Here is a 24346-nt window from a genome sequence, read left to right as displayed (position 1 = left end):
GTCGGGCGATCAGTTCCTGTCGTCCGAAGGTTATTCCGTCTGGGGGAGGTCGTCGTTTCGGGAGAGCCGGTGGAGGCTGAGCCGGATGGCGGCCAGGCGCAGACCGAGACCGGCGGCCAGGGCGTGTTCGTCGAGGGTGGAGTCCTGCCGCAGCTGAAGGACGAGCTGGTCGGTGCGGACTTCGGCGGCTCGGGCTGCGCGGTACGCGGCGAGGGCGGCTGCGCCGAGGACGACCAGGCCGACGGCGCACCACGTGTAGGAGTGGGAGACGGCGGCGGTGATCGCGGTGATGCCACCGGCAGCGGCGAGGAGGCCGGGGGCCGCCACAGCGAAGGGCCGGGGGCGGGCGGGGAGGTCGGTCATGGTCTCGGAGTGGTCCTTCCTGACCGGGCAGCAGGTGTCAGCTGCGGCGGGTCGACTTGGGCAGTTCTCCCCGGAAGTCGCAGCCGGGGCAGGTGTCCTCACCGGCGATGTGGCCCTCGTACCAGCCGTGGACGGCGGCGTGCAGGATGGCCTCCTCGACGGTGGCCTCGCCGGAGCGCACGGCCTCGACGGCGTTGCGGACGATGACCCGCAGCAGGGCGGAGTCGGGCGGCGGGAACGGCGGGGAGGGCATCGGGGAGTTGCTCATGAAGGGAGCGTAGGGTCCGAGGGGTCAGCCGGTGGGCTGCTCGTCGGTGGTGCGGTCGGCGAGGTCGCTGCGGTAGCCCTGGCCGCGCGGCTTCCAGCCGGTGAAGGTCGAGGGCTTCCAGCGCGGGCGGTCGGGGATGGTGGTGTCATCGGGTGCGGGCAGCGCGCCTCGGCTCTTGCGGCTGCGGGCGGCGCCGACGCTGATGCCCAGGTGCGCGGCGACCTCGGCGTAGCCCCAGGAAGGCCGGTCGTCCTGGTCGGCGGGCATGTGTTCCTCCTCGGTGGTTCCGCCTACGAGGGTACGCGGGGCGGAAGGGGTGGGCGTGCGTCGAGGCCGCCCCTGCCGGTGGGCTGGGGCGGCCTCGTGTCGTGCGGAGGTGTGGGCGCCGGTTACAGGTCGAGGCAGTCGCACCGCTGGGCGTCGATGGGGTGGCCCTGGCACTGGTGGGGGAGGCCGTCCCAGCCGTCCCAGGGGGCCGGGAGGCACTCGACGCCACCGGCGGCCAGGGTGGTATCCAGGTGCTCCCAGAGCTGGCGGACGGGGTGGGTCGGGCTGAGGGTGTTCACGGCGTCGACCAGGGCGGCGTGCGTGGCGTCGGCGCCCATCTCGTCCAGGACGAGCTGCGGCCCGGGGGAGGCGAGGCCGACTGCGCGGTTGAGGGCGGCGGTGGCGACGGCCAGGGCGCCGCACAGGCCGGCGACCTCGGTGAGGGTGGGGCGGACGAGGTTGGGCCAGTCGTCGGGGGCGGCGTGCCAGGAGGCGAGGTGGACCTCGGTGGTGGCCAGGCTCAGGCGGGCGGTGACGTCCCAGCCCGAGCGGTGGGATTCCTCCCATTGCAGGCTGATGCTGCCCAGGGGGAGGCGAGGCGCGTCGGCGGGCAGCCACAGCACGCCGATCGGGCGGTCGGGGCCGGAGGGGGCGCTGCGGACGAGCGCGCCGCGGACTCCGGCCGGCATCGGCCGCAGGGCGAGGGAGTCGAGCGTGTGGGTGGTGGCGGGGTGGCGGCGAGAGGTGATGCGGTCCTCCTTGGTTCGGGAACGGTGGTGGGGCGGGTCAGGCCCAGGCGAGGTGTTCGGTGACGGCGGGCGGCAGGTAGCCGTTCTGGCCGTCCTCACCGATGTAGGCGATGCCGTCGTGGACGGCGATGTCGGTGCTGACGTAGTGGGCGTAGGGCCAGTCGGGGTTGACGGCGAGGCGGACCCGAAGGTTCGGGTCGAGGCCCCGGAGGGCGCCGATGAGCTGTTCGACGGTCAGGTAGTGGGGCACAGCGGACCTCCAAGCAGGAAGGGGAAGGCAGGCGGGAGTGGTGCTGCTGGTCACGGGAGGTCGAGGCGGAGCAGCTCGCGCAGGGCGGCCGGGGCCTGGGGCCTGGGCTCGGCGTGGGTGGCGAGGTGGCGTCTGCGGTGTTCGAGCACCTGGCCCTTGACCGGGCACTGGAACTGCCAGTCGCCGCAGGTGCAGACCGCGCGGGAGTGGTTACGGCCGGGGCAGTTGGGGTGCAGGGGCTTGCCGGTGACGGTGTGCTTGTGTTCGGGCGGGCAGGTCGAGCCGTCGGCGTGGTGGTTGGTCAGCGGGGCGCGGTGGGTGGTCATCGGGTGCCGTTCGGTCGGGTGCGGGTGAACAGGCGCAGGCGCGGGAGGACGAGGACGGGCTCGTCGGCGGGCCACGGGTCGCAGGCGTCCCAGGGCCAGCCGGTGGTGAGGACGACGGTGCCGTTGGGGCCCTGGACCTCGGGGAGGGTGCACACCCCGCAGCCGCAGGCGGGGTTGAAGGCGGTGGGCTCGGCCGGGTAGGGGCCGGAGGCGAAGTAGTCGGTGCGGGGCATCCGGCCGGGGCGGTGGGGATCGAAGGCGGAGACGACCAGGTCGCCGGGGCGGACCTCGTCGGCCCGGACGACGCGCAGCAGCGGGTTGGCCAGCATGCGGCGGCTGGCGCGGTGCTCGGTGGCGGCGGTGACGACGACCGGGTGGAAGTCGACGTCGTGGAAGTGGTGGGCGTTCGTGGGTATCTCCTTGCCGGGCGGTGGGTCCCGGACCGTCAGGCCCGGGGTGAGGGGCGGGTTCAGTCGGCCAGCCGGTAGGAGACCAGCGGCACAGGCTTGCCCTCGTACACGCGCACGACGATGCCGTCGTCGAGCAGACGGGTGAGCGACTTCGCGACGGTGCCCTTGGACAGGTTCAGCGCGAGGCAGATCTGGTACGGGCGGGCGCCGTCGGGCTGTTTGGCGAGGTGGGCGATGACCTTCCGGTCGCGGCGCAGGTCCTGTTCGTGGAGGTCGTCGACGGCGAGGAGCAAGCCGCTGGAGGCGGTGCAGATGCTGAGTGCGAGGACGGTGTGGTCGTGGGTGGTGAAGGCGGTGAACAGGCCGATGGCGAGTATGCCCGGGCCAGGGATGCGGTTCGGGTCGATGGAGGTCTTCACGCTGGTCCTCTCGACGGGCCGGTCCTGGCCCTGGCTGGCGATGACGGGGAGGAGGACAGGCCGGGCCGAGTGCCCGGCGTCGGCCGGGCACCCGGGCGGGCGAGCGGGGTTCAGGAGGCGAGGACGAAGCCGGTGTCGGCGCGGCGGGCGGCGACCCAGCGGGCGAGCGTGTCGGCGAGGGCGGTGCAGTCGTCCGCGAAGGAGAGGGTGCCGTCGCCGAGGTAGACCTCGGTCATGTCGTCCTCGTCGGCGTCGTAGGGCGAGGACGGGGCGGCGTAGAAGCAGGCGAGCCAGGCGCCGTGGTCGGCGGCGTCGTGGGCGATCTGCCCGTCGTCGGCGACCAGGACCTCCCCGTCGGGGAGCGCGAGGGAGAGGGCGAAGCAGCCGCCGCCGGTGTGGACGGGGACGAAGGGCAGGCCGCGCCGGCGGCGGGCCTGGTAGGCGGCGCGTCCGGCGATGGGGGTCTCGCCGTCGGGCAGGGGGTCGGTGAGGGCGGAGTTGATGGTGCGGGTGAAGGGCAAAGGGGTTCCTCCTCGGGGTAGTTGGGCGGGTGTGCGTGCGGTCAGCGGGTGGAGGCGGTGATGAGGGCGGCGAGGAACCCGGCGACGGCCTCGGAGGGGGTGGAGAGGCTGAACTCCTGGGTCCAGGGCTCGGCGTCGGCGGGGCGGACCTGGACGCGCCAGAGGATGCCGCGCGCCCAGGCGTCCGGGTCCTCCGGCAGCCAGCCGACGTACAGCCGCCCGTCGGGGCTGGTGCAGTGGACGTTGGCCTCCGGGGTGTCGACGACCGGCCAGCCGAGGCCGACGAGCAGCGCGAGCACGGGCTCCGCGCAGTGGTCGGTGGAGAGCCAGGACCGGCTCTCGGGGCCGGGGACGATCGGGGCGGGGAGGTTGGGGGTGGACACGCTCATGGGTTTCGATCCCTTCGTTGACCTGCGGTTTTCCGCCGCACCGGTACTTTGACATGCCGTGTGCCGATGTACGTAGTCGTTTCCGGGATCAGTTCGGTTCGCCGTGGGCGGATCGGCGGGAATCAACCGGGGGCGGCCGGTGCTGAAGCAGGGTTACGGCGCGGGGCCGTACACGGGCCCGAGGGGGAGAGCGGCAGTGGAGTTCGGCAGAGGGCGCGACATGGCGGCGCTGGAACGCAAGTTCCGCAGCGCGGGCAGGCCGTGGACGATGGGCGACGTCGTCATGATCAGCGACGGGCAGTGGGCCGTGCCCACGACGAGTGGGGCCGAGCGCGTGCAGGAGGACATGGTGCGCGAGCGCCTGCAGGACGGCCGGCGGGTCGAGTTGACGCTGGAGGAGCTGGCCCGCGCGGTGGGCGCCACTGACCCCGGCACCCACCGCGACCAGGCCGAGGACTGACCGCCGTCCTACCGGCGGTTCGCCGCCCCCAGCACGGGGACGGCGGATGCCGGCGGGGCGGGCCGGTCGGCCGCCGCGCCCAGCGGCCGGGAGAGCGCGGGGCGGGCGGTGGCGGCCCGGACGCGTTCGGCGGCCAGGTCCTGGTTGACGGCTTCGCGGGCTTCGACCAGGTGCCGCAGCGTCGTCAGCGCGGTGTAGCTCTCGGCGTAGGCGGTCCGCAGCGCGCTCGCGGTGTCCGTGAGGGCGGCGAGGTCGTAGTGGGCGGGCACCCGGCCGGGCCGGGTGAGGGCGTGCAGGCGGTCCTGGTGCACGGTCACCGAGTTGGAGACCACGTTGAGGTGGATCCTGGTGCGCATGGCGGCCACCAGGAGGGGGTCCTCGACGGGGCGTCGGACCGCGGCTTCCTCGAGTTCGGCGATCGACCGGCCCCAGGCTTTCTCGATCATCGCGTCGGCGTGGTCGCGAGCGGTTGCATCGGACACGGTGTCCTCCAAGGGCTTGGTCAGCGCGAGCGGGCGGGGGTGGTCTGCTGCTGGGCGTAGAGCTGGACGGCGTGGTCGAGGGTGGTGGCGCCCAGCTTCCGGCGGGCGCGGGCGGCGCGGCGGTGCACGGTCGCGGCGTGGGTGCCCAGCCGCTGGGCGAGGCCGACGACGGTGTAGCCCTGCGTGAGGTAGCGCAGGAGGGCGGACTCGGCGGGGCTGAGGGGCTGGCCGTGCAAGGGCTTGCTCAAGGCGGGCTCCTTCGGGGAGTCGGGGCGGCGCTCGCACCGAGGGGGACGGGCGCGGAGGGTGGTGTTCGGTTGGGGGAAGGTGCGGAGGGTGAGCGGGAGGTGGCGGCGCTGATGCGCGCGGCCTCCAGCGGGCTGGGCGCGATGGGCGTCGCGGTGGCGGCGGCGGGCAGGTGCTCCAGGTCGATGCGCCGCATGGGCCGCCGGACCGGGACGGGGTCGGTGACGGCTTCGGTGAACGAGCGCAGCAGGTGGTCGGGCAGGTGGGAGGAGGCGGTGGCGTACCAGCAGGAGCGCGCCGGTCCGACTTCGACCAGCAGGCGCTCGGTGTCGCCGGCCATCTCGGCGGAGTGCGGCAGCGGTTTATCCCGGAAGTGGAACCGGACGAGGCGGTCGGGCGACCGGTAGCTGAGGAACGGCGTCGAGGGGTCCAACGTCCAGCCCCGGTCGAGCAGTTCGAGGGCCGTCTCGGTGCCCCTGCTGCGGCTGCCGCCCAGGTAGCCGTCCAGGCCGCGGGCGTAGGCGTCGGCGAGTGCGGCGGTGAAGTCGGCGACGACCTCGGGCGGGGTCAGGTGGTCGAAGGTGACCAGCCACTCGGGCGGCGCGAAGGCGTCCGGCCCGGCGCTGATCTTCCACAGCACCGGGCCGTCGGCCTCGGGTCGGTGCGCCAGGCGGGCGGTGAGGTCCGGGGCGGTGACGAAGGTGTTCCCCGCCCGGTCGTGGCTGCGGGCCCAGCCGGCGTTCGCCAGCGCTTCGACGGCTGCGGATCCGTCCGCCTCCGGGTGCGCCAGGTAGCGGGGCGCGATCTGGTATTCGCGGGGTTCTTCACGGGAGTTGGGCACAGCAGGTCCTCGTTGCGGATCAGCGGACACGGCCGGCGGGCGCGGGCTTCGGGGGAGCGGTCGGCCGGGTCGCGGTGGTGTAGGCGAGCACGGAGCCGCCCGCCTGCGGCGCCGGGGCGGTGCGGGGGACGGAGAGGGAGCGGGAGGTGGCTGCGCGGACGCGCGCGACCTCCAGTGGGCTCGGTGCCACCGGGGTCGCGGTGGCCTGGGCCGGGAGCTTGGCGAGTTCGGGGTGCCGCAGGTAGCGCTGCACCGGGGCCGGGTCGGTGATCGCGGTGGCGAGCACGTCCAGGAACCGGTCGGGGAGGTGCGAGGTGGCGGCGGCGTACCACTGGCGTTCCGGAGGACCCACGACGAACGTCCAGCGCTCCAGGTCGCCGGTCATCTCGTCGTAGTCCCGCAGGTGTCCGCGGCGCCGGTGCAGGGTGGTGAGCCCGTCGGGTGAGCGGAAGGCAGTCAGCGCGGACGTGCCCTCCTGCCGCCAGCCGTGCTCGTCGACGAGGCTGCTGCTGAGGGCGAAGCCGCCGGTGGGGTCGTGGAGTACGGACGCGGGTGAGACGCGGTGGGCGGCGGCGAGCGCGCCGGTCAGTTCGGCGACGATCTCGGGAGGGGCGGCCAGGTCGACGAGCACCTGCCAGGTGGGCGGGGCGAAGACGTCGTCGTGGCCGGTGATCATCCACAGCTCGCCGCGGTTGCCCTCGGGCAGGTAGCCGACGCGGACGGTGAGGTCGGGGGCGGTGGTGAAGAAGTTGCCCAACTCGTCGTGGTGCAGCCTCCAGCCCGCGTCCACGAGGGGGGCCAGTACGGGGTCGCCGGTGCCGGTGTTGCCGGCGAGGCATCGGGGAGCGATCAGGTAGTCGCGCCCTTTGTCGGTGGGGTTCGGCATGGCGGAAGTCCAAGGTCAGCGGCGCCGCGCGGCGGGCGCGGGCCGGGGGAGCGGAAGGTGGGCCGCACTCGCCTCCGCGAGGCGGGGCGGGCCCGGTGAACGGCCGCCGGAGGAATCCCGCAGCACGGTCACGAAGGCTCGGTGGCGTGCCGGGACCTCGCCGGTGGGCCGGAGCACGGGGCCCGGGTCGCTGAAGGCCAGGGCCGCGCTCACGAGCGGGGGGAAGGGCACACCGGCCGTGAACTCCGCGCGCCAGGAAGGGAACTTCGGGGTCCCGGCGAGCATGGTCCAGGTCGCCGGGACCAGGCCGGCGACCTCGTCCTCGTGCGGCTGGTGGCCCAGGCGGTGCCGGTAGAGGGCCCAGCCGTCCGGGGAGAGCTGGTCGTGGAATCCCCGGGGGCTCTCCCGGTCGGGTACCCAGCCCCGGGCCGCGAGGACGGAGGCCGGGGTGCCGCGCTGGCGGTCGTAGTGCCGGGAGTGCAGGTTGGCGGCGAGCACGGTGGTGAAGGCGGCGGTGATCTCGGCGGGTGTGCCGGAGCTGAAGGAGGCCCGCCACAGGGGCTCGGCGCCGGGCCGGGTGTAGCCGTGCACGGTCCAGGCGACCGGGGAGCCGCCGCCACCGTCCATGCTGAGCGTGGCCGTGCGGCACGGGCTGGTGAAGCGGGTTGCACCTTCGGGGGTGCGGGTGGGGATCCAGCCGTGGGCCGCGGTCAGCGGGCCGGTGACCAGGCGTCGGTCGCCGGGCCCGGCCAGGCGCAGCGGCTGGACGAGAACAGGGGTGGCGGAGGGCACCGGGGGAGTTCCTCGTTGAGTCGGCGGCGGCCGGGCCCGCGCGCCGGACACCGCAGTGCCCAGGCAGCGCGCGGACCCGGCCCGGCGGCGGGCAGGTCTGCGGCGGAGCACGGCGCTCACCGGCCACGGGCCGGGTGGGAGGCGGCCGTGACGGTGTACGGCACCTGGGGCTGGGGCTGCGGGGCGTGGCTGAACAGGGAGGGCGGCACCGGGCTGCGGCGCAGCGCCGCCGCGGTGCGCACGCTCTGCGCGCCTTCGGCCGGGACGGTGAGGGAGCGGACCTTGGCGGCCTGGGCTGGGGCGGGGCTCTTGGCGGTGTGCCGGTCGTGCCACTGCTGGACGGCCGTGTAGGCCGGTCCGAGGGCCCGGCCCGCATCGGTGAGGGTGTACCGGCCGTGGTTGCGGCTGCCGGTCGAGACCACCAGGCCGTCGGCCTGGAGCCGGGCGATCCGGACTGCCAGCAACTGCCGGTAGACGCCGGACTCCACGGCGATCTGGTTGTAGGTCATGCCGCCGTTCTCGGCCAGCAACTGCACGACCCCGGTGGTTTCGATCGGCTGCAGACGCTGGAGCGCGTCCTCGATGCGGCCGGGGCGCTCCAGCATGCTCGGGGTGATGTGCTGCGACGACCACTGGCTCAGGGCCCGGTAGACGGGACCGAGGGTGCGTGCTTGCTGGGTGAGGTGGTACGGGGCGAACCGGTCGAATGCGTCGTCGCGGTCCACCAGGCCGTCCTGGCGCATTCCGGCCAGCCGCTTGCTGGCGTAGGACTCGCTGAGCCCCGGGACGTGGCCGGCAACCTCCCGCACCTGCAGCGTCGGGCCGTACTTGGCGATGGAGCGGACGATGTCGGTGGTCCAGTTCGGCGCGAGCCGGCGCAGAGCAGCTTCGACGACCTGCGGGTCGGCGGTGGAAGTGGTGGGCATGGTCGGTGCTCCGGTTCAACGGCTGGGGGAGGAAGAGGGCAGGAGGCGGGGAAGCGGGGACGCGGCCGGGGCGCCGAGCCGCTCGTGGACGCGGTGGCAGCCGGGGTTGGTCAGCGGGTCGTGGGGGTTCACTGGGGCGTCTCCAGGCGGGCGAGCAGGGAGCGGACCAGGGTGGGCAAGCTGCCGGGGCCCTCGCCGATCCGGACCTCGCTGGCGGCCTCGGCGACGATGTACTGCGCGTCCTCGATCAGGCCGCTGCTGATCTCCATGCAGGCGTCGGTGATCGCGGTGGCGGCCCGCAGCGCGCCGACGAGGACGTCGACGTAGGCGTCCATCTTCATCCCGGCCGCGTCGGCGGCGGCGCGGATCGCGGCCGTCTCGACGTCGTTGAAGCAGAAGTCGAAGCCCTCCTCGTCCCCGCCCGGGACGGGCACGGCCTGCCCTTCGGGCTCCAGCGTGGGGAGGCCGGTGCGGGTGCAGATCGCGTCCACCGCCGCGGTCAGCTCGGCCAGCGACTCGGTCAGCCAGCCCAGGGCGGAGGCGTAGGAGGCCAGGGCGAACAGGCCGACGGGGGTGGCCGGCAGCGGCTCGTCGAGCAGGTCCTCCAGCCGCTCGTTCAGCTCGCCGACCACCCGGGGCCCGGCGGACAACGGCCCGAGGAGCGGGGCGAGGTAGGAACGGCTGGTCGGCGCGTCGTACTCGGCAACGAGGATCCCGGCCACCGCCTGGGCGGCGTCGGTGAGCCATCCGGCGAGGTCGGAGCGGCTGGGCAGGGTGTCGGCGGTCATCATCGGGCCTTTCGGGGAGTGTCGGCGGCGGCGAAGCCGGGCGAGGCGGAGGTGTAGGCGACAGCGCCCTGGCGGCGGGCGTGCGCGGTGCGGGGGGAACGGGCCTGGGCGGCCCGGACGCGGGCCTCCTGGGCCTCCCGGACGCGGGCCGTCAGCTCCGGATCCGCGTCGGGCGCAGGGGTGTTGAGCCCGGTGCGGCCCAGCCGCTTCTGGGCGGCGTTGTAGACCGCGTACTCGTGCCGGGCCCCGGCGGCGACGAGGTAGACCTCGCGGGAGTGCCTGGAGCCGGGCGGCGCGTCGCGGAACTGCACCACCAGCCGGTGGCTGGCCCGGTCGCTGCCCACTCCGAGGACGACCTTGTGACAGCCCTCCAGCCGTTCGTGGAGCTTGGTGGCGACGCGCTCGCCGTGGACCAGGTCCTGCAGGTGCAGCAGGGCCTGGTCCCGGACGGGCTGGGGGAGTTGGCGCAGGTCGGCGACGGCGTCGGGGTGAGCGGCGAACGCGAACTTGGCGCGCCTCACAGCGACCGCCCCCGACCCGGCTGCGCGACGACGCCGGCCACAGGCACGGCGCCCCCGGTGCCCGGCGTGGCCGGGGCGGAGCTGCGAGCGAGCGAGGCGCGAATCCGCTCGGCCTCCGGGCTGCGGTCCTCCGGCGCGGGCGGGAGCGGCCCGGGTTCCCGCAGGCACCACTCCCAGGCGGCATCCTCGTCGGGGAACGCGCCCTCGCGCAGCGTGTAGGTCTTGCGGTCGGGCAGGAGTTCTTCGACGAACAGGCGGACCGGGAGCGCAGCGGCCTCACGGTCGACGACCATCGTCCACGCGCGGTTGTCGTCGCCCTCCATGGCGAAACTGTCGCGGACCTCGTAGCGGTCGCCGCTGCCGTGGATCCGCTCCTCCACCCGGCGCGTTCGCTCATCGGCGGGCAGGAGCCGGTCCAGGCGCAGGGCCTCGGGCGGGCAGCCGCGGTCGACCAGCCATTTCTGGGCGAAAGCCACGTTCGCGTGCTTCGACTGCCGCAGCCGGAACGTCCCCTGCTCCAGGTGTCGGACGACGTCGAAGGCGGCGAGGTTCTCCGCGCCGGGCATGACCCAGACCGCGCCGGCGTCGAACGCGAGGACGTGGGAACGGCCCGCGCCGCTGTCGTGCCGGACGAGCAGCTCGAACTCGTCGTGCAGTGCCTCCGCCAGCTCGGCGGAGGTGTGGTCGACCGGGTGGAGGTCGGCGAGTCCCAGGTCGAGCCCCGGGGCGAATTCGGCCGTCATGCCGCCTGCCCCATCTGGTCGGGGCTGGACAGCAGCCGGTGGGCGGGGCGGTTGGCGCTGGTGGTGCAGGCCGCGAACGGCCCATCGGGGGAGCGCAGTTGGGCCAGGGCGTGGTCGAGGTGGTCGCGGTGCCACGTCGAGGGACCGATGAGGCCGGCCTCCGCGTCGGTGAGCTGCTGCCACGCCAGCCAGAGCCCGTGGAGGCGGGCGACGGCCTCCGGGTGCTCGTACCAGCGCGCGCACCAGGGGCGGGTGGAGCCGATCTCGCGCCCGTAGACCGGCAGGAGCACGTGAGTGATCCAGTTGCCCAGGGCGGCGAGTTCGGCGGCGTACTCCGCGCCGCCCATGGCCAGGATGAACACCGAGGTCGGGCCGTCGGCCTCGGCCTCGTCGGGGGAGTCGGCTTCCGGTTCCTCGGCGCCGTCCGGGTCGGGGTCGGCGCCGAGGCGGTCGAGCAGGACGCCGTGCTGGCGGACCTCGGCGATGGTGCGCGCCAGCGTGCTGGCCAGATCGTCAAGGTCCTCGTCGGCGATACGGATCGGTTCGGGCTCGGGGGAGCCCGCGGACGGGTCGGACATGGCACATCCAGGTGAGTCGGACGGACGGGGGCGGTGGACGGCGCGGGTCTTATCGGGCGGTTCACGGGCGCGCTCCTGACGTGCGGGCGGGAAGGGGGTTCTGCGGGCGAGGCGGGTCTTATCGAGCGGTTCACGGACGTGCTCCTGACGTGCGGGTGAGAAGAGGATCCGCGGATCCGGCGGCTTGGTCGGGCTGCCGGTTCGTGCTAGAGGAGGGCCCGGTAGCGGATGAGCTGGCAGCCGAGGACGAGGGCGTCGGCGAGGGTGTGGGCGAGGGGGTAGCCGGTGGCGGCGAGCCGGTCGGGGTGGTGGAGGCCGCCGCTGTGGAGCACACCGAGCGCGCCGTTGGCGTAGGCGGCATCCGCGTCGTCGGCCGAGTCGCCGAGCAGCAGCACCCGGTGCTCCTGTCCGGTGAGGCCGAGGGCGTCGAGGTGCGTGGTCAGCGGACCGGCCTTGGTACCGCCGGAGGGCCCGGTGCGGCCGTCGATCCGGGTGAAGAAGTGCCCGATGCCCGCCTCGTTCACCTCGCGCTGCAGGGTCTCGTGCGGGCACAGCGACAGCAGCGACTGGGTGTGCCCGGCCTCCCGGACCAGCGTCAGCAGCTCGACGGCTCGGCCGTAGAGCCACACGGGCTGCGCGCGCAGGTGCGCAAGGAACGCCGCGTCGCTGGACTTCCACTCCTGCTCGGTGATCTCGCGGCCGAGCAGGCGGCCGTAGAAGGCGGGGATCGGTACGGTGTGCTCGGCCCGGTAGGTGTCGCGGTCGATGGGGGTGCCGCCGAGGGCGGGCAGCGTCGCGTTCAGCGCGGCGACGTGGTCGTCAAGGTCGTCCTTGATCGTCCCGTTCCAGTCCCAGACAACGTGCATGGGAGTGAAGGGAGTTGCATCGGCAGAGGCGGTGTTCACGGTGGTTCTTTCGCGGGAGAGTCAGGCGGGGAGGAGGTGGTTGAAGCGCCGCAGCAGCCACAGCGCGGCAGCCGCTCCGGCGAGCGGCACCAGGGCGGCGGGCAGCGGCCCGGCCGCGACGGCGAGTGAGCACAGGGCAGTGCCGGCGGCCTGGCCGAGACCGATGCAGGCGACGAGCCAGGCAAACGCCTCCGCCAACTCGCCCTCAGGCGTGAGGCGTTCGACGCTCTGGAACGCGGCGGCCAGCAGCGGGGCGAGGAAGCTGCCGGGCAGGAGCGCGCCGAGGAGCGCGACGGCCGGCACCGGGTCGGACAGCAGCGCCGTCCACCCGGCGGCGAAGCCGACCGAGGTGGCCACCAGGTGCCGGGCCGGAGGCCCGGGCCAGGCACGGCGGCCGTAGGCCAGGCCGCCGAGCACGCTGCCGAAGGACAGCGCCGCGGGCATCACCCCGGCCAGCCATCCGGCGTGGTGCCGGTCGCTCAGCGACAGGGCGAGGACGTTCACGGCGCCGAGCGCCACCCCGGTTCCGGTGAGCGCCGCGAACAGCACCCGCAGCGGCCCCGCCCAGTGCCCGCGCCCGGCCGGGGCGCTTGGCACCCACCGGGCACAGGGCGCGGAGGTGACGACCAGGGCGGCCCCGAACAGGCCCAGCGCTGCAGTCGCGGTGGAGGCGGCGAGCACTCCGGCACCTGCCGTGAGGCCGGCGGCCAGCAGCGGACCGGCCACGAACACCAGGCCTTGGCTGCCGCTGTCCAGCGCCAGCGCGGCATGGCGGCGGCCGGCATCGGGAAGGAGACGGGGCCACAGCGCCCGCAGGCACGCTTCCAGCGGCGGGGTCGCCAAGCCCGCGATCAGCACGGCCAGCGCGGCGAGCACCGGGTGGCGCCCCGGGCCGGTGGCCGGCAGCAGCAGGAACGCCGCGCTCGCCACCGGGGCCGAGACGCACAGGACGGTGCGCTGGCCGTGGCGGTCGACCAGGCGGCCCAGCAGCGGCTGGCCGATCGCGGCGGCCAGGCCGTACAGCGCGCCGAGCAATCCGGCGAGGGCGAGCGGGCCGTGTTCGGCCCGTACCAGCAGCAGGATCGCGATGGGTGCCATGCCGGTGGGCAGGCGGCCGATCAGGGTGCCGCCGAGCAGGCGGGCGACGTGCGGCGAGCCCAGGACGGCACGGAAGGTGCTGTCCTGGGCCCGCACGGCGGGGCGGGTGCTCAAGGGAGGGGAGTCCTTCGGTCGTGCGCGCCGGTGCGGTGCGCGGGCCCGGCAGCCGGTTGGTGCGGCTGCCGGGCAGAAGGATTCGGAGGAACCGGGGTTTGGCCTGGCCGGGGAAGACGGGGTAGAAGCTGCTACCGGATCCGGCACCGCGGGCAGCGGCCGAGCGGCGGTGCCAGCAACTCCAGATCCTGGGCGGCCTGTTGGGGGACGACGCCGTTGCCGAGGGCGGTGAGCTGGGCGGGGCGGCCGAGGCCGGGGGTGGCGGTCACCCAGCCCGCGTCCAGGCCCTTTCGTCGGGGTGGATCTGGGGGCGTGCACTGTCGCATGGGGAGTGCTTCGGCCCTGTGTGCAACGTCTTCTGTCGGTTTGTCGGGCATGTCTGGCATGGCCTCTCCCTGGGGTTGGTAGTGCCTGATGGGAGGTGTGATGGAGGAGTTCCGGTCGTTCTTGGTGAGGCTGCCGTCCGGGGTGCGGTACTGGACGGTGCTGGATGCGGGGCTGCGGCCGGTGGCCGCAGCGGACGAGTTCTTGATCAATGCCCGGCTGGGGCGGGATCTGGCGGAGTTGACGACAGGTGCGTACGCGACGTCGATTGCGTTGTACCTGCGGTGGTGCGAACGGATCGGGCTGGAGTGGCCGCGGGCGACGGTCCGGCTGGGCCGGTTCGTGCACTGGCTTCAGTACGATGCCGGCGGCAGCGACAACCTCGTCGTGCTGGACAGCCCGGTGCGTGGTGCGAGGCGGGTGAACTGCGTGCTGGCTGCGGTACGGGAGTTCATCCGTTTCGCGGTCTCAACGGGCATGGCCCAGCCGTCGGCGCTGGAGCCGTTGTATGACCTGGTGCCGGACTGGGACCTGCCGTGGGAAGTCCGCGGTGAGGGGCAGGCCCGGCTGCGACCCCGTGCCCGTCACCGACTGCGCGAGCCCGAGTCGCTGGTGGACGCGGCGTCCCCAGAGGAGATCCTGGGACTGCTGCGGGCCTGCCTCAGCGCCAGGGACCGGTTCATCATCATGGCGATGTGGCGGATGGGCCTGCGACGGGGCGAGTTGACCGGTATCCGCCGTGAGGATGTCCACTTCCTCGCCGACGCTTCCCGGTTGGGCTGCGGGATCGCAGGGGCTCATCTGCACGTGAGGCGGCGGGACAACGTGAACGGGGCGGCGGCCAAGTCGCGTCGGCACCGGCCCGTCCCTGCGGACTGGCTGGTGGTGCAGGCATACGACCGGTTCATGGCCGAGCGTGACGCCTGCCGGCAGGCCCAGGCGTGCGACTTCCTGCTGGTGAACCTGTTCCGGGCGCCGTTGGGGGCGCCGATGCGCCCGCAGGCAGTGAACGAGCTGCTGGAGGCGCTCTCGCGGCGGGCGGAGTTGCAGCGCGGGGTCCATCCGCATATGGCTCGGCATGCCTTCGGGTCGGGGGTGATGGCCGCGGGCGCGACCTTGGACGAGTTCAGGGAGCTGATGGGTCATGCCTCGTTCACCGCCGGCGAGCCGTATCTGCATCCGGACCCGCGCCGCCTGCGGGCCGCGGTGGAGAGTGTTCCGTTGCCGCGCGAGCTCGGTGGAGAGGCGGACCGGTGAGCGCAACTGCGTTCTCTGCTCCGCCCGTTGCTCCTGAGAATGAGGACCAGGCCCGGTTGCGTGCCCTTCTCCGCCCGGACTTCCTGGCCCGCGCAGGCTGGGACGAGGCCGCCGGCGTGCTCGCCCCGGACCGCCGTGACCCGCTGTTGGGCCTGGACGAGTGCCCGGTGGTGGACTGCACGGCCCCGCTGCCTCGTCGCGCCGCGAAGCTGTGCGACCGATGTGCCGCCCGCCATCAGGACGCCGGGCTGGCGTGGGAGGAGTTCCTGCGGCTGCCGAGCGGGGGGCCGAACTTCGGAGACCGGGCCTGTGTGGTGCAGCGGTGCCCCCGGCCCGGCCGGGGCCGGGAAGCCTTGTGCAACACCCACACCTGGCAGCGCACCCGATACCGCGACCTGACGGTCCATCAGTGGGCTGCCCTTCCCGAGGTGGTTCCGCTCAGCGACCTGGGACAGTGCCGGGTTGTTGCCTGTACCCGGCGAGCCGGGTTCGTCGAGCTGCGGCTGTGTCACGCGCACAACTCCCGCTGGTTCAGGAACCTGCAGGACCGCCCGGGCGAGGACCTCGCCCAGTGGCTCGGCCGGGAGACAAGCGTTGCGACCGGACAGGTCAACATCCTCACATCGCTGCCCGAGCGGGTGCGGCTGGAGGTCCTGTTGGCCCTGCAGCAGCGCACCGACCTGGGCCTGCGGACCTTCCCCACGAGCCTGCGCTACCTGATCAACCTCCTGCACACCCGCCGCGCGGCCTCGCTGCTTTACCTGGTCGAGGTACCCAGCACGAGCATCCGCTCCGACGCCCGGACGCTGTTGCGCTCGCTGACGAAGGAGCTGTACTGCCGCCTGTCCGATCCCGAGGTGGAATCCCGCCGCGACCGGTGGAACCTGCAGGTCTTCGGCCTGCCCGGCACCCTGGACTTCACGCCGATCCGCCAGCGGTGGCTGCGCGAGACCGTCAAAGCCTGGACCGTCGAGGACCTGCCTCTGCGCTACGGCAAGCAGCAGGCCAGCCAGCCCCGCCAGCTGATCACCGCGATCACCTGGCTCTCGGAGAGCCTGCACCTCGGCGCCACCGAGGCCGGCGAGGTCCCGGACGCTCTGGGCCGGGCCGACATCGTGGCGTTCTGCAACCGCATGGCGCACGCCGAACGCACCGGCCGGCTCACCCTCGACACCCGGATCCGGCTGATGCGCCTGGTCCGCAGACTGCTGGACGAGGCCCGACAGCTGGGTCTCACCCGCGCAGACGGACCCGCGGCCGGGCTCCCCGGCGACTTCAGCCTGCGTCGCAGCGACATCCCCATCGAGCCCGAACGGGCCGAGGCCGGCCGCGACCTGCCCCCACACATCATCCGCACCATCAGCGCCAACCTCCATGTCCTTCAAGAGCGTTGCGGCACAGCCGAACGGCGGATCACCGAGATCCTCATCGACACCGGCCGACGACCCGACGAGGTCTGCATGCTGCCCTGGGACTGCCTCGACCGGGACAGCACCAGCCAACCCGTCCTTGTCTATACCGACTTCAAGAACAACCGGCCCGGCCGACGCCTGCCGATCCCGGGCGACACCGCGAAGGTCATCGCCGCGCAGAAGCAGGACGTCATCGCCCGCTTCCCCCACACGTCCGTGGACGAACTGGTGCTGTTCCCACGGGATGCCGGCAACCGGGACGGCACCAAACCGATCGGCGCCGACGCCTACAGCAACGCGCATCGATTCTTCATCGACGCCATTGCCCACATGCTCATCGACCACGACGGCCTGCCCTTCAACCCGGCCGCCGTCTTCCCCTATACCTACCGCCACTCCTACGCGCAACGGCACGCCGACGCAGGCGTTTCGCCCGACGCGCTGCGGGAGTTAATGTCGCACCGAAGCCTTCGGACCACGGCCGGGTACTACCGGGTGTCCTCCCACCGTTTGCGCTCCGCGGTCGACAGAGTCGCCCAGCATCAGTTCGACGCCGCGGGCAATCGCGTCTTCCAGCAGGCCGCCGCCCTGCTGGCCGACGACGACCGGACCCGCATCGCGGTTGGCCAGGTCGCCGTCCCGTTCGGGATGTGCACCGAGCCCAGCAACGTTAAGGCAGGCGGGCAGGCATGCCCGTTCAAGTACACCTGCCTCGGCTGCGGCCACTTCCGCAGCGACCCCTCCTACCTGCCGGAGCTGAAGTCCTACCTGCAGCAACTCCTTGCTGACCGCGAGCGGATCACGGCTGCAATCGAGTTGCCCGACTGGGCGAGAGCCAAGCTGATGCCGCCCAGCGAGCAGGTCGACCAGCTTCGGGCCCTGATCCGCCGGATCGAGACCGACCTCGACCGGCTCAGCGACGCCGACCGCCACCAGATCCAGCACGCGATCACCGCTCTGCGGGGCGCCCGCCAGCGTGTGGACCTGGGCATGCCGACCATCCGCACACCCCGCACTCAGACCTCGTGAGGACCCCATGACGAGCCCGCATCCGCTCGCCGCGGCCCGCCAAGCCGACACCGACCGGCGCCGTACCCGCGTCCTCGCAGCACTGGCCGAACTCGCCACCGATCCCGGGCAGATCAGCATCTCCTCCATCGCCGTGCGAGCTGGCGTCCACCGCTCTTTCCTCCACCGACACCAGGACCTCCACGACGCCATCCGCGCTGCCCAGCAGGCCATGCCCGCGCCCCGGACCTCCTCCATCGCCACCAGCGCAGCCTCGCTCCGCGCGGACAACGCCAACCTCGCCGAGCGCAACCGCCGCCTCCAGCAGCACATCCACCAGCTCGAAGCCCGGCTCTCCGAGATCCTCGGCGAGCAGACCTTCCAGCGCAGCGGACTGGGGGCACCACCCGCCACCGCTGCCGTCGAGCAACAACTCGAAGAACTCCGGCAGCAGAAACTCGACCTGCAACGCACCCTCGAGGAACGCGACGAGGAGCTCGGCGCCGTGCGCGAGGCATACCGCCGTCTCATGGCCGACCGAAACCGCAACACGTCCAGCGTCATCTGATCACTCCTCATGCAGAAGAGATCAACACATAGTCCAGCAGAATCGCGGGGAGAGTACTAAGATTTGGCTGTGGTGGGAGATAACCACGTCAGCGCCAGCCACTCACTGGGAGTGCCATGTCGACAACGTCTCCAATTCCGCTGTCCAAAGATGTGATCGATTATGTTCGCGAAGTCTTCCATGGCGTGAATGAGCGGGTCTCGCGCAGACTCGATCGAATGCCAACCGTGCACGAGGAAGCCCTGGATCTAGCGTTCGTAGACGCGGTCGCCGAGGCGCAGGGCCCACACTTGACCACCTCGGGCACGATTGTCGATATTGACATCCATTTTGTAGGCGGCGGCGGACACTGGGAGCAGCGCTGGGAAGTAGCTGACATCGGTTTCATCGTCAACTTTCGCAGATCCGGAACCTTGCTTCGGACAAAAGTGGTATTACTCCAGAGCAAGCGGCTCTACCCGCGCGAGGCAGAGTTTACCGAGTACAAGGGTGTGGTCCGCCCGGGCGGATTCGGCTCGCTTATGCAGCCGTCACTCCCAGCCACCCTGGGGCCTCGCACATTTCGATTCGACGAATCGTGCCACTACAAGGCGCTCCAAGTCGGAGACCGACAGTGGCAGTCAATTTCCCAGTATGAGAATAGCTATGGACTGCCCGTTCACTACATGCTGTATCACCCGCACTCTATGCCGACTGAGGCATCGATTCCCGTAGTCGTGCCCCTTGGCGCGCCAAGCGGTCCCGCCAAGGTCGGAGTGCGAGTGCTCCCGGCTGGCTGTTTGCGTAACCTCACTTCGGATTTCGCCAGGAATCGCGCTCCCTCATACCGCGACCTCCAGAATGAGTATGGGGAGGTAGGGATTCGGCTCCCGCAGTTCGTAGTGGATAGAGTGCTCTCCTGTTTCGAAGGGTACGTAGTCGACGACGGAGATGAAAACGAGGGCCTTCGACGCGTGTTCAATCTCCGGAGTGCTCCGATCGCCGCGGCTGTGCGAATCGACATCAATATCCCCGAGTAAGCGACACCTCATTATGGCGCGCTGCGGCTGATACGAGCAGCGGCCAGGGCGTCCTCACCGCACCTGCGGAGCAAGGACTTCGAGACCGACCTGTTGCGCACGGGCCCATCTGCAACACATGTCGCACATGTCCACCCGCTCAAGGGCCCAGGTCAGCTGGGCCAGTGGGCGACAAAACCCCGACAGAAAGGCCCTGCATCCATTCCACGAACTCCGGGCGGAGTCGGCCGCCCTCGTCGGTCGGCGCCGGTGCCGGGCGGGTGAGCATCTCCCACCGGGCGACGGCTGCGGCGTACTGCCCCCACCGTCCGGGGTCGGCTCCGAGGGCGGGTTCGGCCAGAGCGGCAGAGCCACCGTCGGCACCAGTGGGTGCCGGTCCTTCCCCGCCCGGCGCCCCGCGGTGCCGGTGTTGCTCGTGGTCGGCAGCAGCGAGGCCGCGGCCGAGGGCAGGGTCAGGTCGCCGTTGCCGTGCCGCTGGTTCGGCGAGCCCTTGACCCCGTCGCTGGCCTTCGGCGTCGGCAGCAGCCACTCCACCTCGTCGGCCAGGTTCGGGCCGTGCCCGCCGCTCTTGCGCTTCGCCGGGTGCTGGCTGCCACCGTTCTTCCCGATGTTGCTCGTCGGGGTCTTCAGCACCGTGGTCGGCGGGCCAGGCGGCGAGGAAGACCCGGGAGCGGTGGTGGGGCGCTCCGACGTCGGAGGCGCGAAGAACGAGCCACCGCGCGTCGTACCGCAGATCGGCCAGGGTGCCGAGTACGGCGCCAAGTGCCCGCAGAGGAGGGAGGGTTGGGTCGTCTCCCAGACACCACGGGCAGGGTTCCACGTCGCCAGCGGAACCCGGGGAGGTGAGGAGTCCTCGTACATTCTCGACCACCAGGAGGCAGGGGTTAAGGGCCTCGACCGCGCGTGCGACGTGCAGCCAAAGGCCCGATCGGGTCTGCGAGTTGAGGCCGACACGTCGGCCCGCGACCGAGACGTCTTTGACAGGGGAAACCGGCCGTGAGGACACCGATCCGCTCAGCGCCCGACCAGTCGATCGCCGTGATGTCGCCCAGGTTCGGCACGCCGGGCCAGTGCCTGGCCAGGATCGCCGACGGCGCGGGCTCGACCTCGGCGTGCCAGGCGACCTGGCCGCCGAGCGCCGCCATCACGCCCAGGTCGAGCCCGCCGTAACCCGAGCACAGCGAGCCGATCAGCGGGCCGGGCCGCGACACCAGCCGGGCGGCCGTCATCGCCGTCCCCGCGCGGAGGAAGGTGGCGCTTCGGGCGCGACCGGCGCGGGGTGCTGAGGATTGGGGGTGGCGGCCGGGGTGGTGGTCGAGCGGGTGAGCGCCGCTGCCCGACGTGCAGCGTTCGGGTCCTGCTGGAGTTTCCTGGTCGAGGCGAGGTCTTCGGCGGTGGCCGGGGCTGGCAAGGGGCGTCCGCTGGTCAGGGCGTAGGCGTTCGACCGCATCGTCTCGATGGCGTGGTCGACGGCGCTATGGGCGTCGGTGAGGAGGTGGTCGACCCCGGCGCGGACCTGCTCCTCGACTTCGGGGGCGGTGTCGGGGGCCCGCATCTGCGCGTCGGTGAGTGCTGCTGTGAGGTTGGCTGCCCCGGCGAAGTTCACGCTGGCCTGCGCCAGGTCGGTGGCAGCGGAAGTCCAGGCCCTGGCCAGGAAGACGGTGGCGGCGTCCTGGCGGGAACTCAGTGCGTGGAAGCTGGCCTCGCGCAGAGCCTCCCGCAGGGGCCACTCCACCTGCTTCACCGCCTCGGTGAGGGCGGAGACGGAGACCCGGCGGCCGTTGCCGTAGGCGGAATCGAAAGACCGGGGCAGAGTCGCCTGCCCGTCGGCCAGGTCAGCGGCGGCCAGCCGCAGCCAGTCCGCGTGGTAGCGGACATCTTCGTTGATCATGGTGAATCCAGAAGTTGGTGGGGGAAGGTCATCGGGTGCGGCCGGGTGCAGGCCGGCCCGGCAGGGCGGGTGGGGCAGGAACGGCTGCCGCTGGTCCTGCGGTTGCTGCACGTGGCGAGCCGACGAGGGCGGCCTGCTGGAACTGCTCCGGGGCGTGCCAGGCGACCTCGCCGCCGAGCGCCGCCATCACGCCCAGGTCGAGCCCGCCGTACCCGCTGCACAGCGAACCGATCAGCGGCCCGGGCCGCGACGGCGGCCGAGCGATGGTCATCGCCGCCCCCGCGCGGAGGACGGTGCCGTTTCGGGGGTGCTTGGCGCGGGGTGCTGAGGATCGGTGGCGGAGGCCGGGGTGGTCGAGCGGGTGAGCGCCGCTGCCCGACGCGCAGCGGTCGGGTCCTGCTGGAGTTTCCTGGTCGAGGCGAGGTGCTCGGCGGCGGCCGGGGCTGGCAAGGGGCGTCCGCCGGCCAGGGAGTCGGCGTTCGACCGCAGCGTCTCGACGGCGCGGTCCAGGGCGGCCTGGGCATCGTAGAGAAGGCGGTCCACCCCGGCGCGGGTCTGCTCCTCGACCACGGGGGCGGCGTCGGGGGCCCGCGTTCGCGCGTCGGCGAACGCGGCTGCGGCGTCGGCTGCCCTGGTGAGATCCAGGTTCGCCTGGACCAGGTCAGCGGCAGAGGAAGTCCAGGCCCGGGTCAGGAAGGCGGAGTACTCCTGCGCCTGGAGGCCCTGCGAGTGGAAGTCGGCTTCGGTCAGAGCCTCTCGGTGGTAGTGCCCCACGCGTCCTGCCGCCTCGGTGAGGTCGGAGACGGAGACTGGACCACCGTTTCCGTAGGCGGAGTTGAAGGATCGGGGTAGATCCGTTCGCACAACGGCGATCTCGTCTGCGGTGGTACGCAGCCATTTCGCGTAGTGGTAGGGGAAGGCATCTTCGTTGATCATGGCGGATCCGGGAGTCGGTGGGAGGAGGTCATCGGGTGCGGCCGGGGCCGGGCCGGACGACGGGGCGGGTTGGGTGGGAGCGGGTGTCGGCGGGCCCGCGGTTGCTGTGTGCGGCGAGCGGGCGAGGACGGCCTGCTGGGCCTGCTCCGGTGCGGGCAAGGTGTCCGAGGCGGCGTCCCGCAGCACCCGGACACCGTCCTGGAGGTGCTGGTGCGCCGCCTGGAGGGCCTCGCCGATGCACGTGGCGGCGAGCGTGCGCGTGTAGTCGGAGCCGGGCAGGCCGCTCGGCCCCGTAGGCATCGTGGCCAGAGCGGAGAGCTGCTGCCCGACGGTGCCGAGGGCGGACACGGTCTGCCCGGCCCGGTTCAGGGCGATGGCGAACGCCTCGGCCGGGAAGCCCTGCTGTGCCGGTTCGGCGGATCGGCGCAGGTAGGCGTCGCCCATTGTGGTGATGAGCGCACCCAGTTCGGTGATCCTGCGACCCACGACAGCGGGGTCCGGCAGCGCGAACGGATCGGCGTCCGAGGGCAGCCCGAGCCGTAGGTCGCTGAGCACCACGGCAGCGCCGGTCAGTTCGAGCGCTACGGAGAGCGGGGTGTCCACGGCCTACTCCCGCGGTGGGCTGAGGAGATGGGGAGAGCGGGCGTCGCCACTGCGTCCGAAGAGGCTGCCGGGGCCGCCTGAGAGGTGGATGGCTGCACGGTGCTGCGCGACAGCGCGGCGTCCACCCGGGCGGTTGGCGCGGAGCGGTCCGGCGGGTCGGCGGCCCGCTCCTTGGGGGTGCGGTCGGGCGGCGGAAGTTGCGGAGCCGTCGCGTGCGGGGCGCGGGTGTACGCGGCCTGGCGCAGTTCCACCAGGGCGGGGGCGATGGTCTCGGCGCAGGCCCGCAGGACCTTGGCGGCGTCGGCGAGGCCGCCACGCGCCCGGTCGAGAGAGGAACTGATGCCGTCAGCGGCGGCACTGAGGGCGGTGTCGACATCCGGGCCGCTGCGCCCTCCGGCCGTGCGGGCCAGGGTGGCGAGCTGCTGGCCGACACCGCCGAGTTCGGCGGCGGCCGAGGCGGTGCTGCCGGCAGCGTTGGCGAACGCCTCGGCCGCGAGCACAGCCTCCGCTTGCGGTGCCGGGTGGGATGCCACCGCCAGGAACAGGTACTCGTCTCCCAGCTCGTTGACGATGCTGCCGAGTTCGCTGATCTGGCGGCTAACGGCTGCCGGGTCGGGCCAGGGAAAGCCGGGGCCCATCCGGGGCAGCCTGGCGCTTTGGATATCGGCCATGTTCGCCGCCGCGCGCAGCAGCAGCGCGGTCTCGGGCAGGGGCTTGTTCACGTGGCACTCCGGAGCGGGGAGGAAGAGGAGGAGGGGCGGCGGCGCGTCGCGCTCGCGGCCCCCGTTCGGGCGGTGGGGGTGACGGGCGGGGCCGTCTTGGCGGCGTGCTGCTGCGGGGTACTGCGCGACAGCGCCGCGCTGACCCGGGCCGCCGGTGCGCCCTGCTCCGCCGGGGCGGCCCGGTCCGTGCCGGGGGAGGGGTGCCCGTTGGCGGTGCGCCAGCGGGCGCGGACCTCCTCCAGCGGGCCGAGGGCGTGCAGGGCCTGGCCGACCAGCTGCCTGGGGGCGAGGCGCTCGTCGGCGGCGAGGGCCGTGATCTGCCGCGCGCTGTGGCCGGCGGTGCGGGTGAGCGAGGCGCGCAAGACCTGTTCGCCGAGCCACTCGGCGGACCCGGCGACCAGGTGCGCGCCCAGGATGGGGGTGAGCCGCTCTTCGGTGAGGGTGCCGTCGGCGAGGAGCCCGCGCCGCTGGACTTCCCACTGCGCGGTGACGGGGTCGATCGGCTCGCCGCGGTGGTGGAGCGCCCCGAGGCAGCGGTAGAGCCGGCCGTGGCCGGGGTCGGCGAAGTCGCCGGGCCGCAGCCAGTCGAAGACCTCGCTGATCGCTCCGTCCTGGTGCACCAGCAGGGCGAGCAGGAACTGCTCGTCCGCCAGCGCGTCGTCGGACGGTTCGGCGGCGGGCGCGGCGGCCGGCGCTGGGGCGGTGGCGGGCTTCTGGAGACGGGGCGGGGCGCCCCAGCGCCCGGCGAGGTCGGCGAGCACGCCGGCCAGGACGTCGGCCTGGTGGGCGGTGCCCTCGACCTCGCCCGCGGCCAGGCCCTGCTCGGCGACGGCCAGCAGGCGCTCGGCGTGCTCGGTGACGGTGCGGCGGATCGAGCCCTCCAGGACGATCCGTCCGTACAGCGGGGCGTGGCCGGGGCGTGGACAGGCGGCGACGAGGGTGTGCAGGTAGGAGGGGTTCAGCCCGCGGGTGCGCTCACCGGCCAGCGTCAAGCTGTCGGTCAGCCACTCCAGCGGGACCTCGCCGTCGTCGCTGTCGGCGGCGAAGCCCGGGTGGCCGGCGTCGCGCAGTTCGCGCAGCACGGAGAAGAGGGCTCGGTGGGCGGGGCGGTGGAAGTCGCGCGGCTCCAGCCACTCCAGCCGCCGCAGTTGGCGCGGGTCGAGCAGGACGGCGCCGAGCAGCGCCTGCTCGCCCGCGAGCAGCGGCTCCATCACGACCACCGGCTGCGCTTGGGGGCGAGAGCGGCGATCTCGCGCTCGGCGGC

34 protein-coding genes and 1 pseudogene are annotated in these 24346 nt (G+C 72.8%); 5 read left to right on the top strand and 30 right to left on the bottom strand.

Annotation, left to right across the window (positions count from 1 at the left end):
• Nucleotides 1–30 precede the first annotated feature (30 nt).
• The 10 genes from ACFUEL_RS11775 to ACFUEL_RS11730 all read right to left on the bottom strand — a co-directional run bounded on the left by ACFUEL_RS11775 (nt 31) and on the right by ACFUEL_RS11730 (nt 3962).
• Nucleotides 31–363: a hypothetical protein gene (locus ACFUEL_RS11775; protein ID WP_380235950.1), complete on the bottom strand. Its 333-nt coding sequence runs from the start codon at nt 361–363 to the stop codon at nt 31–33.
• A gap of 37 nt (nt 364–400) precedes the next feature.
• On the bottom strand, nt 401–631 hold the full coding sequence (locus tag ACFUEL_RS11770) for a hypothetical protein (RefSeq protein ID WP_380235949.1): 231 nt from the start codon (nt 629–631) through the stop codon (nt 401–403).
• Nucleotides 632–655: 24 nt separating this feature from the next.
• Nucleotides 656–898, bottom strand: a complete 243-nt coding sequence (locus ACFUEL_RS11765) for a MarR family transcriptional regulator (protein ID WP_380235948.1) — start codon at nt 896–898, stop codon at nt 656–658.
• 122 nt (nt 899–1020) lie between these two features.
• Nucleotides 1021–1587, bottom strand: a complete 567-nt coding sequence (locus ACFUEL_RS11760) for a hypothetical protein (RefSeq protein ID WP_380235947.1) — start codon at nt 1585–1587, stop codon at nt 1021–1023.
• A gap of 97 nt (nt 1588–1684) precedes the next feature.
• Nucleotides 1685–1897 (bottom strand): hypothetical protein, encoded by a 213-nt coding sequence (locus tag ACFUEL_RS11755; RefSeq protein WP_380235946.1) that lies wholly within the window; start codon nt 1895–1897, stop codon nt 1685–1687.
• A gap of 50 nt (nt 1898–1947) precedes the next feature.
• Complete coding sequence (locus ACFUEL_RS11750; protein WP_380235945.1) at nt 1948–2223, bottom strand: hypothetical protein; 276 nt, start codon at nt 2221–2223, stop codon at nt 1948–1950.
• Nucleotides 2220–2552, bottom strand: coding sequence for a hypothetical protein (locus ACFUEL_RS11745; RefSeq protein ID WP_380235944.1), 333 nt, complete (start codon nt 2550–2552; stop codon nt 2220–2222). The genes ACFUEL_RS11750 and ACFUEL_RS11745 overlap by 4 nt, the downstream gene beginning before the upstream one ends.
• Before the next feature lie 140 nt (nt 2553–2692).
• Nucleotides 2693–3052, bottom strand: a complete 360-nt coding sequence (locus ACFUEL_RS11740) for a MarR family transcriptional regulator (protein ID WP_380235943.1) — start codon at nt 3050–3052, stop codon at nt 2693–2695.
• Nucleotides 3053–3162: 110 nt separating this feature from the next.
• Nucleotides 3163–3573 (bottom strand): hypothetical protein, encoded by a 411-nt coding sequence (locus tag ACFUEL_RS11735; protein ID WP_380235942.1) that lies wholly within the window; start codon nt 3571–3573, stop codon nt 3163–3165.
• 41 nt (nt 3574–3614) lie between these two features.
• Nucleotides 3615–3962 carry a DUF317 domain-containing protein gene (locus ACFUEL_RS11730; RefSeq protein ID WP_380235941.1) on the bottom strand — a complete coding sequence of 116 codons (348 nt, stop codon included), beginning with the start codon at nt 3960–3962 and terminating at the stop codon, nt 3615–3617.
• A gap of 196 nt (nt 3963–4158) precedes the next feature.
• Here ACFUEL_RS11730 and ACFUEL_RS11725 point away from each other — a divergent pair, with 196 nt between their 5' ends.
• Nucleotides 4159–4422: a hypothetical protein gene (locus tag ACFUEL_RS11725; protein ID WP_380235940.1), complete on the top strand. Its 264-nt coding sequence runs from the start codon at nt 4159–4161 to the stop codon at nt 4420–4422.
• 8 nt (nt 4423–4430) lie between these two features.
• Here the strand turns inward: ACFUEL_RS11725 and ACFUEL_RS11720 are convergent, their stop codons facing one another.
• From ACFUEL_RS11720 to ACFUEL_RS11660, 13 genes are all read right to left on the bottom strand, one after another.
• Nucleotides 4431–4904 carry a hypothetical protein gene (locus tag ACFUEL_RS11720; protein ID WP_380235939.1) on the bottom strand — a complete coding sequence of 158 codons (474 nt, stop codon included), beginning with the start codon at nt 4902–4904 and terminating at the stop codon, nt 4431–4433.
• A gap of 20 nt (nt 4905–4924) precedes the next feature.
• A complete protein-coding gene (locus ACFUEL_RS11715; RefSeq protein WP_380235937.1) occupies nt 4925–5152 on the bottom strand; it encodes a LuxR C-terminal-related transcriptional regulator in 228 nt (75 codons plus the stop codon).
• Complete coding sequence (locus ACFUEL_RS11710; protein WP_380235936.1) at nt 5149–5991, bottom strand: DUF317 domain-containing protein; 843 nt, start codon at nt 5989–5991, stop codon at nt 5149–5151. The genes ACFUEL_RS11715 and ACFUEL_RS11710 overlap by 4 nt, the downstream gene beginning before the upstream one ends.
• A gap of 19 nt (nt 5992–6010) precedes the next feature.
• Nucleotides 6011–6877, bottom strand: a complete 867-nt coding sequence (locus ACFUEL_RS11705; RefSeq protein ID WP_380235935.1) for a DUF317 domain-containing protein — start codon at nt 6875–6877, stop codon at nt 6011–6013.
• A 15-nt stretch (nt 6878–6892) separates the two neighbouring features.
• The gene (locus ACFUEL_RS11700) at nt 6893–7669 is read right to left on the bottom strand and encodes a DUF317 domain-containing protein (protein WP_380235933.1); all 777 of its coding nucleotides are present in this window, start codon (nt 7667–7669) and stop codon (nt 6893–6895) included.
• 116 nt (nt 7670–7785) lie between these two features.
• Nucleotides 7786–8595 (bottom strand): winged helix-turn-helix transcriptional regulator, encoded by an 810-nt coding sequence (locus ACFUEL_RS11695; RefSeq protein ID WP_380235932.1) that lies wholly within the window; start codon nt 8593–8595, stop codon nt 7786–7788.
• Between the two features lie 128 nt (nt 8596–8723).
• Nucleotides 8724–9383 carry a hypothetical protein gene (locus ACFUEL_RS11690; RefSeq protein ID WP_380235931.1) on the bottom strand — a complete coding sequence of 220 codons (660 nt, stop codon included), beginning with the start codon at nt 9381–9383 and terminating at the stop codon, nt 8724–8726.
• Nucleotides 9383–9904 carry a hypothetical protein gene (locus ACFUEL_RS11685; protein WP_380235930.1) on the bottom strand — a complete coding sequence of 174 codons (522 nt, stop codon included), beginning with the start codon at nt 9902–9904 and terminating at the stop codon, nt 9383–9385. The genes ACFUEL_RS11690 and ACFUEL_RS11685 overlap by 1 nt, the downstream gene beginning before the upstream one ends.
• Nucleotides 9901–10647, bottom strand: coding sequence for a glycosyl hydrolase (locus ACFUEL_RS11680; RefSeq protein ID WP_380235929.1), 747 nt, complete (start codon nt 10645–10647; stop codon nt 9901–9903). Before ACFUEL_RS11680 ends, ACFUEL_RS11685 begins: the two co-directional genes overlap by 4 nt.
• A complete protein-coding gene (locus tag ACFUEL_RS11675; RefSeq protein ID WP_380235928.1) occupies nt 10644–11225 on the bottom strand; it encodes a DUF4913 domain-containing protein in 582 nt (193 codons plus the stop codon). Before ACFUEL_RS11675 ends, ACFUEL_RS11680 begins: the two co-directional genes overlap by 4 nt.
• A gap of 206 nt (nt 11226–11431) precedes the next feature.
• Nucleotides 11432–12091, bottom strand: coding sequence for an HAD family hydrolase (locus ACFUEL_RS11670; RefSeq protein ID WP_380235927.1), 660 nt, complete (start codon nt 12089–12091; stop codon nt 11432–11434).
• 60 nt (nt 12092–12151) lie between these two features.
• Nucleotides 12152–13342, bottom strand: coding sequence for an MFS transporter (locus ACFUEL_RS11665; RefSeq protein ID WP_380235926.1), 1191 nt, complete (start codon nt 13340–13342; stop codon nt 12152–12154).
• A 131-nt stretch (nt 13343–13473) separates the two neighbouring features.
• Entirely contained in the window at nt 13474–13611 is a 138-nt protein-coding gene (locus tag ACFUEL_RS11660; RefSeq protein ID WP_380235925.1) for a hypothetical protein, read from the bottom strand.
• A gap of 157 nt (nt 13612–13768) precedes the next feature.
• Here ACFUEL_RS11660 and ACFUEL_RS11655 point away from each other — a divergent pair, with 157 nt between their 5' ends.
• From ACFUEL_RS11655 to ACFUEL_RS11640, 4 genes are all read left to right on the top strand, one after another.
• Nucleotides 13769–14923 carry a tyrosine-type recombinase/integrase gene (locus ACFUEL_RS11655; protein ID WP_380235923.1) on the top strand — a complete coding sequence of 385 codons (1155 nt, stop codon included), beginning with the start codon at nt 13769–13771 and terminating at the stop codon, nt 14921–14923.
• Nucleotides 14920–17364, top strand: a complete 2445-nt coding sequence (locus ACFUEL_RS11650; RefSeq protein ID WP_380235922.1) for a tyrosine-type recombinase/integrase — start codon at nt 14920–14922, stop codon at nt 17362–17364. Before ACFUEL_RS11655 ends, ACFUEL_RS11650 begins: the two co-directional genes overlap by 4 nt.
• Before the next feature lie 7 nt (nt 17365–17371).
• Nucleotides 17372–17911: a DUF6262 family protein gene (locus tag ACFUEL_RS11645; RefSeq protein ID WP_380235920.1), complete on the top strand. Its 540-nt coding sequence runs from the start codon at nt 17372–17374 to the stop codon at nt 17909–17911.
• Nucleotides 17912–18138: 227 nt separating this feature from the next.
• Nucleotides 18139–18930 carry a hypothetical protein gene (locus ACFUEL_RS11640; RefSeq protein WP_380235919.1) on the top strand — a complete coding sequence of 264 codons (792 nt, stop codon included), beginning with the start codon at nt 18139–18141 and terminating at the stop codon, nt 18928–18930.
• A 139-nt stretch (nt 18931–19069) separates the two neighbouring features.
• On the opposite strand, the gene ACFUEL_RS11635 is transcribed toward ACFUEL_RS11640, so the two are convergent.
• The 7 genes and pseudogenes from ACFUEL_RS11635 to ACFUEL_RS11605 all read right to left on the bottom strand — a co-directional run bounded on the left by ACFUEL_RS11635 (nt 19070) and on the right by ACFUEL_RS11605 (nt 24293).
• Complete coding sequence (locus ACFUEL_RS11635) at nt 19070–19936, bottom strand: DNA cytosine methyltransferase (RefSeq protein WP_380235918.1); 867 nt, start codon at nt 19934–19936, stop codon at nt 19070–19072.
• Nucleotides 19937–19970: 34 nt separating this feature from the next.
• A pseudogene (locus ACFUEL_RS11630) lies at nt 19971–20075 on the bottom strand (DNA methyltransferase); the annotation flags it as partial.
• 80 nt (nt 20076–20155) lie between these two features.
• Nucleotides 20156–20821: a hypothetical protein gene (locus tag ACFUEL_RS11625; protein WP_380235917.1), complete on the bottom strand. Its 666-nt coding sequence runs from the start codon at nt 20819–20821 to the stop codon at nt 20156–20158.
• A 28-nt stretch (nt 20822–20849) separates the two neighbouring features.
• Nucleotides 20850–21092, bottom strand: a complete 243-nt coding sequence (locus ACFUEL_RS11620) for a hypothetical protein (protein WP_380235916.1) — start codon at nt 21090–21092, stop codon at nt 20850–20852.
• The gene (locus tag ACFUEL_RS11615) at nt 21089–22360 is read right to left on the bottom strand and encodes a hypothetical protein (RefSeq protein WP_380235915.1); all 1272 of its coding nucleotides are present in this window, start codon (nt 22358–22360) and stop codon (nt 21089–21091) included. Before ACFUEL_RS11615 ends, ACFUEL_RS11620 begins: the two co-directional genes overlap by 4 nt.
• The gene (locus ACFUEL_RS11610) at nt 22339–23082 is read right to left on the bottom strand and encodes a hypothetical protein (RefSeq protein ID WP_380235914.1); all 744 of its coding nucleotides are present in this window, start codon (nt 23080–23082) and stop codon (nt 22339–22341) included. The genes ACFUEL_RS11615 and ACFUEL_RS11610 overlap by 22 nt, the downstream gene beginning before the upstream one ends.
• On the bottom strand, nt 23079–24293 hold the full coding sequence (locus ACFUEL_RS11605; RefSeq protein ID WP_380235913.1) for a DnaB-like helicase N-terminal domain-containing protein: 1215 nt from the start codon (nt 24291–24293) through the stop codon (nt 23079–23081). Before ACFUEL_RS11605 ends, ACFUEL_RS11610 begins: the two co-directional genes overlap by 4 nt.
• Between the last annotated feature and the right edge of the window lie 53 nt (nt 24294–24346).

Origin of the sequence: Kitasatospora sp. NPDC057198 (assembly GCF_042670125.1) — a bacterium.
Classification (GTDB): Bacteria; Actinomycetota; Actinomycetes; order Streptomycetales; family Streptomycetaceae; genus Kitasatospora.
Note: the sequence above shows the minus strand (reverse complement) of the source record. Positions and strands in the feature narration are given on the sequence as shown.